11 protein-coding genes are annotated in these 12,272 nt (G+C 46.5%); 10 read left to right on the top strand and 1 reads right to left on the bottom strand.

What is annotated here, in order from left to right; genetic code table 11:
* Positions 1-98: 98 nt before the first annotated feature.
* The 5 genes from GPL15_RS10000 to GPL15_RS09980 all read left to right on the top strand — a co-directional run bounded on the left by GPL15_RS10000 (position 99) and on the right by GPL15_RS09980 (position 5,616).
* Positions 99-1,502 carry an ABC transporter substrate-binding protein gene (locus GPL15_RS10000; RefSeq protein ID WP_215698533.1) on the top strand — a complete coding sequence of 468 codons (1,404 nt, stop codon included), beginning with the start codon at positions 99-101 and terminating at the stop codon, positions 1,500-1,502.
* 36 nt (positions 1,503-1,538) lie between these two features.
* On the top strand, positions 1,539-2,348 hold the full coding sequence (locus GPL15_RS09995; protein WP_215698532.1) for a glycoside hydrolase family 88 protein: 810 nt from the start codon (positions 1,539-1,541) through the stop codon (positions 2,346-2,348).
* 68 nt (positions 2,349-2,416) lie between these two features.
* A complete protein-coding gene (locus tag GPL15_RS09990) occupies positions 2,417-3,985 on the top strand; it encodes a glycoside hydrolase family 28 protein (RefSeq protein ID WP_252198279.1) in 1,569 nt (522 codons plus the stop codon).
* Positions 3,986-4,047: 62 nt separating this feature from the next.
* Positions 4,048-4,863: a sugar phosphate isomerase/epimerase gene (locus GPL15_RS09985; protein ID WP_215698531.1), complete on the top strand. Its 816-nt coding sequence runs from the start codon at positions 4,048-4,050 to the stop codon at positions 4,861-4,863.
* Between the two features lie 21 nt (positions 4,864-4,884).
* Complete coding sequence (locus GPL15_RS09980; protein WP_215698530.1) at positions 4,885-5,616, top strand: GntR family transcriptional regulator; 732 nt, start codon at positions 4,885-4,887, stop codon at positions 5,614-5,616.
* Positions 5,617-5,700: 84 nt separating this feature from the next.
* On the opposite strand, the gene GPL15_RS09975 is transcribed toward GPL15_RS09980, so the two are convergent.
* The gene (locus GPL15_RS09975) at positions 5,701-6,825 is read right to left on the bottom strand and encodes a glycoside hydrolase family 88 protein (protein ID WP_215698529.1); all 1,125 of its coding nucleotides are present in this window, start codon (positions 6,823-6,825) and stop codon (positions 5,701-5,703) included.
* A gap of 308 nt (positions 6,826-7,133) precedes the next feature.
* On the opposite strand from GPL15_RS09975, the gene GPL15_RS09970 reads away from it, so the two are divergent.
* From GPL15_RS09970 to GPL15_RS09950, 5 genes are all read left to right on the top strand, one after another.
* Positions 7,134-8,555 carry an ABC transporter substrate-binding protein gene (locus GPL15_RS09970; RefSeq protein ID WP_215698528.1) on the top strand — a complete coding sequence of 474 codons (1,422 nt, stop codon included), beginning with the start codon at positions 7,134-7,136 and terminating at the stop codon, positions 8,553-8,555.
* Positions 8,556-8,636: 81 nt separating this feature from the next.
* Positions 8,637-9,548: a sugar ABC transporter permease gene (locus tag GPL15_RS09965; RefSeq protein ID WP_346344936.1), complete on the top strand. Its 912-nt coding sequence runs from the start codon at positions 8,637-8,639 to the stop codon at positions 9,546-9,548.
* Between the two features lie 5 nt (positions 9,549-9,553).
* Entirely contained in the window at positions 9,554-10,411 is an 858-nt protein-coding gene (locus GPL15_RS09960; RefSeq protein WP_215698527.1) for a carbohydrate ABC transporter permease, read from the top strand.
* Positions 10,412-10,625: 214 nt separating this feature from the next.
* Positions 10,626-11,618, top strand: coding sequence for a LacI family DNA-binding transcriptional regulator (locus GPL15_RS09955; RefSeq protein ID WP_215698526.1), 993 nt, complete (start codon positions 10,626-10,628; stop codon positions 11,616-11,618).
* 259 nt (positions 11,619-11,877) lie between these two features.
* Complete coding sequence (locus GPL15_RS09950; protein ID WP_346344935.1) at positions 11,878-12,045, top strand: FeoB-associated Cys-rich membrane protein; 168 nt, start codon at positions 11,878-11,880, stop codon at positions 12,043-12,045.
* Positions 12,046-12,272: the final 227 nt, after the last annotated feature.

Here is a 12,272-nt window from a genome sequence, read left to right as displayed (position 1 = left end):
CAGGCATTATAGTAAATTCATGGTTAAAGAAGGTAATAGTTCAGACCTGTCTGAATTGTTACTAAAGAAGGCCAATGTCAATTAAGAGGAGGATGTATATGAAAGTATTAAAACGTGCAACAGCTATGGTTCTTGCAGCATCGATGATCGCTTCACTGACTGCCTGCGGTTCTTCCGGTAAGGAAGCAGGAGGAACGGATACCACGGCGGCGAAGACAGAAAGCAAAGAAGAGACAAAAGCGGAGGCCACAGGTGAGAGCCAGGGAGAAAACCAGGCAGCGGCTTCTGACAGCGGTGAGACCGTGAATATCCGCATGAGCTGGTGGGGAGGCGACAGCCGCCACGAGGCTACCATCGCGGCTATCAAGGCATTTGAGGCGAAATACCCGAATATAAAGGTGGATACGGAGTATAGCAGCTGGGATGGATGGGCTGAGAAGTGCTCAACCGCTCTCGTTGCAGGAACTGCTCCTGACGTGATGCAGGTAAACTGGAACTGGTTATACCAATTTTCAGCCGACGGATCGAAATTTGTGGACCTGAACGAATATAAAGACACGATTTCCCTTCAGAACTATCCTGAGAAGACCCTGGATCAGTGTGTGGTAGCGAATAAGCTGCAGGCTCTTCCGATCGGCACCACGGGCAAATGCTTTTTCTGGAATAAAACTACATTTGAAAAGGCAGGACTAAAAACACCTGAGACCATTGATGATCTGATGAATGCGGGAACGGTATTTAAGGAGACATTGGGCGACGACTATTATCCCATTGCCATGTTCGGCTATGAGAGAATGCTTCTCATGCTCTACTATCTGCAGTCCAAGTACGGAAAACAGTGGGTGGAAGACGGCAAAGTGAACTACAGCCTGGAAGAGGTGAAAGAAGGTCTGGACTGGATCTGTTCTTTAGAGGAAAAGCATGTGATGCCTACTATCGCTACTCTGATCGGTTCCGGTTCCAACGTTCTGGAGAAAACCCAGGGCTGGATTGAAGGAAAATACGCCGGATTCTATGAGTGGGATTCCGCACAGCCTAAGTTCGAGCAGGCACTTGATCCGGGACAGGAATTCGTTCTCGGAGATTTCATCACAGGCATCGGTGAATACGAAGCTGGCCTTACAAAGATCTCCCAGTGCTTCGCCATTACGGAAAGCAGCCAGCATAAAAAAGAAGCGGCTATGCTGGTGGAATTTTTGACCTCTGATCCGGAAGGCGTATCAATTCTGGGGACGGAGAGAGGAATGCTGGCCAGTTCAGAGGCCAACAGGATTCTGGAAGAGGAAGGCAAACTGGAAGGTCTTACTTATGAAGCCAACCAGGCGGTTATGAAAGTGGCGAATTTCTCATTTGATCCCAACTTCGAGGATTCTTCTTTAAAAGACAGCACCGGCGTTTATTATGAAGTATTCGAGGCCATCAGCGACGGCGAAGACACCCAGGAATGGGCTGAGTATCTGATTGATTCTGTAAATGAATTGAATGAAAAGAAATCTTATTAATCCGGGGACTGCCTTTATTGTACAGGAAGGAAATGTATGGACATGGTATTTGAAAAAGCGATCCTCTCTTACGCTGAAACGGCGAAAGAGAAAAAAAGATGGGAATGGAATGGAGAAACAGCGCTTTTTTTATCAGGAATATGGAGTTTATATGAGACTACAAAGGAATTAATGTGGCTGGATACGGTGAAGGCGGCCATGGAGCAGCTGGTACAGGACTTAAAAGACCAGGGGGACAAGAGTATCACTTATGGATTATTAGGATGTGGAAGGTATCTCTTTCCTTTATACAGGCTGGAAAAGAAGGCGGCATATGAGACGGCAGCCGGGAAAATGTGGCGCTGGCTTCAAAAACGGCAGGATCTTCTGGAGGGGGACTGGGCGGAAAAATTCTATCTTTCGGTATCGTTTGATCTGGAATATGAGAATCAGTTCCATGGGAAAGAAGGCTATCACAGAATCCAGAAAGTGCTGGCAGATTATGCCGGACTTGCACAGAAACAGCTTTCCGGAATGAATGAGATGGCGGTGATGGAAGAAAAGAAGGCAGAAAAAGCGGCGGGATATTATCTGATGGGCCTCATTGACAGTACCGGCCTGATTTCGGAAGAGGTATTTGACCACTATAAAAATGCGGAAAGGTATTTTAAAGACGGTTTGAAACTGATTGACGACAGAACCTCCCCTTATGCGGTTTATGCTGTTTTAAAGGGCTGCCGCCTTGGAGCCCTGTTGGAAGAAAAATATCTGGAAGATGCAAAAAAGGCGCTTCTGTCCGATGGAGTATTGACAGATGATAACAGGGGAATTATGCTGATGGCATATGGAGAACTGCTGCGGGCCTGATTACAGGCCCGCCTGGCTTCCTAAAATATGAATGAGCAGCCTGAGAGGCGGAATGAGAGGTTTAAGCTATGATTTCATTTGATATTATTTTTAAAACGGCCAGAAGAATTGCGATTGAGCTGAAGGATCAGGGGATTTATTATACGGACCGGCCTTATGAGGTTTACATTAACGGTGAACTTTGGATGGAAGCAAAAAAGGCGGTTCAGACGGTCAAGGGCCTGAAACCGGATACGCAGTATCAGATTCAGATTAAAAATGAGGCGGATGCGTCGGAAGTGGTTACTTTCACCACGGATTATGAATTTGTGACTTTGGACGTGAAGAAATTCGGGGCCAGAGGGGATGGGGAACATGACGATACCATCTGCATCCAGGCGGCTATTAACGCCTGTCCGGCGGACAGCCGCGTATGGATACCAAAGGGTGTTTACAAGGTGTCTTCCCTGTTTTTAAAAAGCGATCTGATCCTGGAACTGGATGATGAAGCCGTGCTTTCCGCCTATACGGAACGCTCTAAATTCCCGATTCTGCCCGGGCTGATTGAGAGCTATGACGAGGGTTCGGAATATAACCTGGGTTCATGGGAAGGGAATCCGCTGGACAGCTTTGCATCTATCATTACGGGGATCAATGTGCGCAACGTGGTGATCACAGGCGGCGGAACCCTGGACGGCAATGCCAGCTTTGAAAACTGGTGGGAAGGAGAAGGCCGTCTGAAGACGGAAGGCGCATACCGGCCCAGGATGATTTTCTTAAATCACTGCGAGAACATCACCGTTCATGGGCTTACAGTACAGAACAGTCCGGCCTGGAACCTGCATCCGTATTTCTCAAACAACACCCGCTGGATTGATCTGACCGTATTAAATCCTAAGGTTTCACCGAATACGGACGGTATGGATCCGGAATCTGTGGACGGGCTGGAAGTGGTGGGCGTATCATTTTCACTTGGAGACGACTGCATTGCTATGAAATCCGGCAAGTTTTATATGGGGCATAAGTACAAAGTGCCGTCTCAGAATGTGGTAATCCGCCAGTGCTATATGAGACATGGGCACGGTTCTGTGACTTTGGGCAGCGAGATGGCTGCGGGAGTGAAACATCTGCTGTGCAAAGATTGTATTTTTGAAGATACGGACCGGGGGCTGAGGGTTAAGACCCGCCGGGGACGGGGAAAAGATGCGGTGATCGAGGATATCACTTTTGAAAATATTAAGATGAAGGGCGTTTTGACGCCATTTGTGGTGAATTCTTATTACTGGTGCTGTGACCCGGACGGCCATTCGGAATATGTGAGTTCGAAAGAAGCCCTCCCGGTCGACGACAGGACGCCCCAGATCAAGCAGCTTGCTTTCAAAAATATCGAGGCCCGTGACTGCCATGTGGCGGCAGCCTTTATCTATGGTCTGCCGGAATCCAAAGTGGAGGAGATCACCTTTGAGAATGTAAAAATCGATTTTGCAGAAAATCCACAGCCGGAGTATCCGGCCATGATGGCGGATGTGGAACCATGCACCAACAAAGGGATTTATATCAACAATGTTAAAAAACTGGTTCTGGATCAGGTGACCGTAACAGGAGCCAAAGGGGAGCCGGTGGAGATTGAAAATGTGGATGAAGTGATCCGCAGATAAAAAGGCAGCCCGGCATACGGGCTGCCAGTGGAACGATAAGGGCTTGGAAATGGAGGAAAATTATGAATTTATCTATGACATGTACGGAAATGACGCATCTGCGGGAAAAAGCCCCGGTAGTTTTCCGGGGCAGACTGGATCAGTGCTTGTCACAAATATCATCGTTGGGGTATAATGGAGCAGAAGTCCATATCCATGATTCGGAGCTGATCGATAGGAAAAAGATGAAGAATGAGCTGGCGCAGTATGGTTTGGAACTCACTTCCATCGGCACCGGTACGGCTTATGGTATCGACCATTTGTCATTAACCAGTGAAGAAGAAAGGGTCCGCCAGGCGGCGGTTGACCGTATAAAGGGTCATATTCTGACGGCTTCGGAATATGACCATGCGGTGGTCATTCTGGGATTGATCCGGGGGATTAAGGCCCAATGTTCGAATGCAGAGACCTATGAAAAGCTTTTGCTGGAAAGTCTGGGAGACTGCTGTGAATCCGCATCCCGGTACGGGGTGGTTCTGGGGATTGAAGTAATAAACCGGTATGAGTGTGACTATATCAACAACATCGATGAAGGGATCGCTTTATTAGAAACGGTGGATTCTCCTTCACTGAAACTTCATCTGGACACCTATCACATGAACATTGAGGAAAGCGATATCCGGGAGGCCATATTGAGGGCCGGAGACCGGATCGGACACGTACATATTGCCGACAATGACCGCTGGTTTGCAGGACATGGACATTACGATTTCGCAGAGACTGTAGCTGCGCTGAAAGACGCAGGGTATGGATATGCCCTGGCCGTGGAAAGCCTTAACTTTCCGGATCCGGTGTATTCCGCCCGGAAAAGCTATGAGACGATGCAAAGGCTGATTTAATACAGGAAGGAATGAGAACGGGTGCAGAAACTGGAAAACAAGGTATCATTGGTAGAAGAGGCATATGAAAAGATAAAACAGAAGATTTGTGATTTTGAGCTTTACCCCGGACAGGAGATTTCAGATTTTACATTGAGCAAAGAACTGGGGATGAGCCGGACCCCGATCCGGCAGGCCCTGGGCCAGCTGGAGAATGACGGGCTGATCTTTGACGGCGGGCAGGGCAGGGGCTATATTGTCTGTGAGATCACGGAAGAGGAAATTCGTGATATCTTCGCAGCCAGGGAATGTATTGAAACGATGAGCCTTAAACTGGCTATGGAACAGGGGATAAAAGAGGAATCTTTTGCTTATCTGGAGAAGATCAACCGGCAGATGGAGGAGATGGATCAGAAGGGCAATATCAAACGGCAGTTTTATTTTGATCAGCAATTCCATAACTATCTTGTTTTATTATCCGGAAATAAGCGCCTGATCAGGTTCTATGAGACTCTGAGGATACAGTTATCACGCCTGCGGGTGCTGTCCTATCTGGAACGGTCATACCAGAAAAAAGCTTATAACGACCACAGCCGGGTGATCGAATGCATCCGGGAAAAAGACGGAGAAGGGGCGGTACGGGCTTTGACCGTACACATCGAAACTTCCCAGGACGATTACTGTGACCTCTTGACAAACCGGATCGCTCTGGATTCTTATGGAATGCTGAGGTTTTTGATGAAGACCACGGAAGGGGACGAAGAGATCGGCTGAAAAAACGGGATCATCCAGAGAAACAATGGAATCTGTTCCTTAGGATGGTCCCGATATCAGTCAAGCGGCAGCCGTTTATGGGATTCAATGGTTCATCATGGTTTCAATATAGGCCAGAATTAAGGGAGCCACTCCTTTGGCCTCGTTTTTTACCACCGGCTCTCTCATGTAATATTCGAAAGTGCCTTCCCGGTGTTCTGCGTTGCCAAGTCCGGCCACGAGGCAGATGCCGTCTAACTGCAGTTCCCCGTCCACTTCGGATAAATATTTTTTACAGGTTCCGTAAAATGCTTTTTCTCCATATGAACGGTAGTTTTCCGGCAGGTATCCCAGCCGCACGCTCTTCATGATCGCATAGGCGAAGATAGCGGAGCCGGAGGTCTCCAGATAATTGGGCTCAATGCCGCCTCTGTTTACCACCTGATACCACATGCCGGTTTCTTTATCCTGGTAGGGCAGCATGGCGTCAATCAGTTCGCGGTAGATCTGATTCAGCTCTACTTTTTCAGCGGACAGGCTTTCCGGCATGATCTCCATAGTATCGATCAGTGCCATGGCAAACCACCCTAAAGCGCGGAGCCAGAAGTTTTCTGATAAACCGGTCACTTTATCGCACCAGAACATGGAACGGGAATCGTCATAGGCATGGTAGTAAAGGCCGTTTCTTAAATCACGCATCAGCATATGTACATTTCTGAACTGTGAAATGATGTCCATGCAGTTTTTACAGCCATTATATTCCACTTCATACAGCATATAAAAGGGCTGGGCCATATACAGGCCGTCCAGCCAGATCTGGTTGGGATAGATCTCCTTATGCCAGAAGTTTCCTGTAGAGGTGCGGGGCTGCTCCATGAGCTGGCTGTATACGGTTTCGATTCCTCTGCGGTACTTTTCTTTACCGGTTAATTTATATAGATCAAACAGTGTCTTTCCTGCGTTTACATTGTCTAAGTTATGTTCTTTCGGATCATAGGAAGTGATAGAACCGTCTTCTCTCACAAAATGATCGATAAAATCATCCGCGAATTCCAGATAGCGGTTGTTTTGGGTGATATGATACAGATCTAAAATAGCCTTGATCATACAACCGTCCATGTAATTCCATCCGGAATGTCCGTCTTTTCCAATCTCTTCCTTATACCAGATAGGAGCATCCGGAGTGCTTTTTTCTAACAGCTGATTAATGTAGCGGTCCAGTATTTCCATGTAATGACTCTCCTTATTCATATAATAGAAAATGAAAACATACAAACGTTTGCATTTCTTATATTATAGCATGGGGGAAAAGAAAAAAGAATTAGTGATATTGAATAAAAAAATAGTTTGATTATATACTAAATACACAATTGACACGGGGATTGATCAGTGATATAGTAAAAACATGAACAAGAGATTGCATGTTTGCTTTGATAAACCGTCAAGTTGATAGGAGTATATAGCAGAGATGCATAAAATTTAAGATGAATATGCAAACCTTTGCAGATTTATCAAAAATAAGAAAGGGAGAGTGTCTTATGAGAAAGAACTGGAAAAAAGCAGTATCATTGGTTATGGCAGCAGCTATGACAGCAGGTTTGGCCGGATGCGGCGGCGGAGCTAAGAAAGAGGAGGCTCCGGCAGCCACAACTGCAGCGGCTACGGAAGCAGCAAAAGCAGAAGAAACCAAGGCAGAGACCCAGGCGGAGACAACAGCAGAACCGGCAGCGGCAGAGGGACTTCAGGTTAACACCACAGATCCCATTGAAATTACCTTCAGCTGGTGGGGCGGCGACGCAAGACACGAAGCTACATTAAAAGCAGTAGATGCATTTATGAAGAAGTATCCTAATATTACGGTTAAGAGTTCTTATTCCGCATGGGACGGATGGGAAGATAAGATGTCTTCACAGTTCGCAACCGGAACAGCGCCGGATGTAAACCAGATCAACTGGAACTGGATCACATCCTTCAGCTCTGACGGAAGCGCATTTTATGATCTGAACAAAGTATCCGATATTCTGGATCTGACACAGTTCTCTTCCGATTATCTGGCACAGTGTACCGTAGCTGATAAACTTCAGGGCGTTCCGATTTCCATGACAGGAAGAATTTTCTACTGGAACAAGACTACATACGATCAGGCCGGCCTGGCTACGCCAACCACATTGGCTGAGCTGATGGAAGCAGGAAAGGTATTCCAGGAGAAACTGGGCGATGATTATTATCCGCTGGCTATGAACGAGTATGACAGAACCATTTTCATGGTATATTATCTGGAATCCAAGTATGGCAAAGCATGGGTTGAGAACAATGAATTACAGTATACAAAAGAAGAGATCCAGGATGGTCTTGAATTCATCCAGTCTCTGGAAGACGCGCATGTAATCCCGTCAATCGCAACCATCGCAGGCGACGGAGCGGCATCCTTTGATAAGAATCCTAAGTGGATGGAAGGCAAGTACGCAGGTATCTTCGAGTGGGATTCTGCGGCAACCAAACAGATGGGCGCTTTGAATGAAGGCCAGGAGTTCGTAGTTGGTGAAGAATTTGCAGATATGGGCGATTACAAAGGCGGATTTGCAAAAGTTTCCATGTGCTTCGGTATTTCCGAGAATACAAAATACCCGGCAGAGTGCGCAGCATTAATCAACTTCCTGTTAAATGAAGCAGAAGGCGTTGAACCGGTTGGTTCCGAAAGAGGTATTCCCTGCTCAGCAGCCGGCTTAAAGATCTGCAAAGATAAAGGTTTATTGAACGAAGTGGTAGCAGAAGCCAATGAAAAAGTTCTCGCATACGTTTCCTTCCCGCTGGATCCTAAATTCGAAGCGAGTGCATTAAAAGCGACAAATGAAGGCGTTTACTGGGATGTGATGGCCGGATTAAGCTACGGCGATTATGATCTGGACGAAGCGGCAGATACATTGATTGAAGGCATCAATAAAGTTTTACAGAAATAATTAGTTGATCGGCGGCGGAGACTGTAACAGGTTTCTGCCGCATTAGAAAGAGGAGGTATAGGTATGAAGCAACCAGCAGCTATGAACAAGCCAGCAAGCCGTAAGGGTTTGAAGAAAGCCATTCAGGCAAACGCCGGCTTTTTCTTTATCCTGCCATGGCTGATCGGATTTCTTATTTTTAAGGTATATCCGTTTGGATCATCACTATTCTACAGTTTTACGGACTATCATTTGTTTGACGGAATTTCGAAATATGGCCTGATGAACTACGACGAGATTATACATACTAAGAAAATTGTGAAAGCCTTTGTGGTTACGATGAAGTATGCGTTCATGACAGTGCCGCTGAAACTGGTTTTCGCTCTGTTCATCGCCTATATTCTGAATTTCAAGTTAAAAGGAGTGAATCTTTTCCGTACGGCTTATTACATCCCGTCAATTCTGGGCGGATCGATCGCAATCGCCGTATTGTGGAAGGCCGTATTTAAAGATGAAGGTATTATCAACATCCTGCTCAGCTACATCGGAGTTGAGGGGCCGAACTGGCTGGCAAGCCCGTCCCATGCCCTGTTCGTTATCTGTCTTCTCAGAGTTTGGCAGTTCGGTTCAGCCATGGTTATTTTCCTTGCGGCTTTAAAGGGCGTGTCCAATGATCTCTATGAAGCGGCGTCCATCGATGGAGCGGGTAAATGGAGACAGTTTTTCAGCATCACCGTTCCGCTGATCACACCGGTTATTTTCTATAACCTGGTTACTCAGTTATGTCAGGCCTTCCAGGAATTCAACGGGCCTTACATCATCACACAGGGCGGACCGAGAAGTGCGACCACTTTGATTTCCCTGTTGATTTACAACAATGCGTTCAAGAGCTACGAGATGGGTATGGCAAGCGCCCAGGCATGGCTGCTGTTCCTGATCGTTATGACATTTACCGTAATTGCATTTATCAGCCAGAAAAAATGGGTTTATTATTCAGATGAGGATGGGAGGTAGGAATCATGACAAGAGAAACAAGAAGAAAACTCAATACGTTCTTTCGTTATTTTGTACTGGTTGCCGTCGGTCTCGTTATGATTTATCCCTTGATCTGGATGGTTGGAGCTACATTTAAAACGAACAATGAGATATTCAGCGGAATCGGTTTCATCCCTAAGAACCCGACGTTCAGCGGTTATCAGAACGCGATGAAGAGCTACGGCGGAGATATCGACATTGTGAAAGCCATGATCAATACTTACTCCATCGTTCTTCCGAAAGTGTTATTTACAATTATTTCGGCCACGGTTACGGCATATGGATTCGCAAGATTCCAGTTCAGAGGAAAAGGGTTCTTATTTGCAGTATTGATGTCAACTTTGTTCCTGCCACAGGTAGTGCTGAACGTTCCCCAGTTCATCATGTTTAATAAATTCGGATGGGTTGATTCACCGGTTTACCTGGCTTTGATTGTACCTACTTTATTTGCAACGGATACCTATTTCGTATTCATGCTGATCCAGTTTTTGAGAAATATTCCTAAAGAATTGGAAGAGGCGGCGAGAATCGACGGCTGCGGATCAATTAAAACCCTGTGGTATGTGATTGTTCCCATGCTGAAGCCTTCCATCGTATCCTGTGCCCTGTTCCAGTTCATGTGGTCGTCCAATGACTTCATGGGACCGTTGCTCTATGTAAACTCACCGGCCCGCTATCCGGCTTCCATCTTCGTTAAGATGTCCATGGATGCGGATACCGGATTTGAGTGGAACCGGGTGCTGGCGATGTCGCTGATCTCCATCATACCTTCCCTGATCGTGTTCCTGTTAGCCCAGGATCAGTTTATCGACGGTATTGCGGCAGGCGGTGTGAAAGGGTAATATTAGATGAGCCGTCTGAACGGTTACTAATCTAAGTATTTTCAGTTGAGATAGAAAGTTACGCCGGAAAGAGGGAAAAACCAGGGCGGCAAAAGAGGAAAGGAACCCAGGATTGGGATTTCTTTCCTCTTTTTTCTCCATTCTTTGCAAAAACAGAAATACAATGCTATACTAACCATAATAAGGTGATTTCTTTCAAAAGAGGGTGTAGAATATGGCAGTGACGATTAAAGATGTGGCTAAACAGGCCGGAGTATCCTACTCCACCGTATCCAGGGCGTTAAACGATCCAAAGGCGGATAAATCGGACAAGAAGAAGAGAATTTTGAGAATTGCCCAGGAGATGGGGTATGTGCCAAACCAGGCGGCAATCAATTTAAAAATGTCCCGTTCCTATGTGATAGGGCTTTATTTTTCTACGATCAGTAAGATGACATCCCCCTTTGTGCTTCATGATGTTTTGACGGGAGTATACAGTGTGGTTGGCAGCAAATACAATATTGTGGTAAAAGGGATCGATATGCATGAACCGGGAACGCTCAATCCTACCTATTTTGACGGGATCATTGTGCTGTCTCAGAGGAATGAAGACCTGGATTTCATGGAGGAAGTGATCAGTAAAGGAATTCCCATGGTGGTCATCTGCAGGGCGGTATTTTTGGATGTGCCCAATGTGACTACGGATGAGGCCAAAGCCATGGAAAAGGCCATGGATTATCTGATTGAAAACGGCCATAGGAGAATCGGCGTGATCGAGGGCAATTCCAGGCTGGATTCCACCAGGCTGCGCCACCGGGGGTGGAGGACTTCCATGAAAAAGCATGGGCTGGATCCGGACAGCCTTCCCGTGGAACACGGTACATACCGGTATGCCAGCGGATATCAGGCGGCAAAACGGCTGCTGGAGCAGGATTTGACTGCCATTTTAAGCTTTAATGATGAGATGGCATTTGGCGCCCGGGAGGCGGTAACGGAGCTGGGGTTGAAAGTTCCGGACGATGTGTCGCTGGTAGGATTTGATAACTGGGATCTTTCCGGCTATGCCAGCATGAAGCTTACGACGGTGGAACGGAATATGGGAGAGATTGCCAGAGAGGGCACCCGGGTTCTTTTGAGACGGCTGGAGGATGGAATTATTGATAACCGGAGGATTTATCTGGATAATAAACTGATTATCAGAGAGACTGTGAAGAATTTAAATGAATAAGGGATGGAAGGTAAAACGGTTACTGTTGGGAAGTAAGAGAGACAGTAACCGTTTTTTTGAGGGCGTGGAAAGCGGCATAAAGTAAAAGATATGCAGCGGTTTAGACTGTGGGGGGAAAGGGATAAAGAAAGCAGCCTGAAACTCACTTGCAAGCTGTTTTTTTATCAAGTTTCCCTTTGGCGAAACTATTATTTGTATAATGATAATCAATATCAAAATTATTGACATTTATCCGGAACAGGAGTATAATACAGGTAACGTGATAGAAAGCGAGGGATTTGTCATGATTGACTGGATGATAGGCATTGTGATAGCCGGGGCGGTGGCCGCTGTTATTATAAAGAAAATAAAGGATAAAAAGGCGGGAAAGAGCGGATGCGGCTGTGGGTGCAGCGGCTGTGCTTTGAAGGGTAAGTGCCATGAATAAGAGAGGGATCTGCTGACAGCAGGTCTCTTTTTCATAGGAAAGTGCGTTCTATGAAATAAAAGAGCCCTCCGGGCAGGATTGCACTGCGTATCGCATATAATGCGGCGGTAGGGAATTATGCCGCTGAAGCGACCCGCCGCAGGCGGAGGGGCTGTAAAAAAACAGTCCTAAAGAAAAATCGCTGAAGTCTTACGACTTCAGCGATTTTTTGGTATAATTAATTATGC

The organism is Clostridium sp. MCC353 (genome assembly GCF_018785315.1).
GTDB lineage: Bacteria > Bacillota > Clostridia > Lachnospirales > Lachnospiraceae > CHH4-2.
The sequence above is the reverse complement of the archived record's forward strand: the minus strand, read 5'-3'. Positions and strand labels throughout refer to the sequence as shown.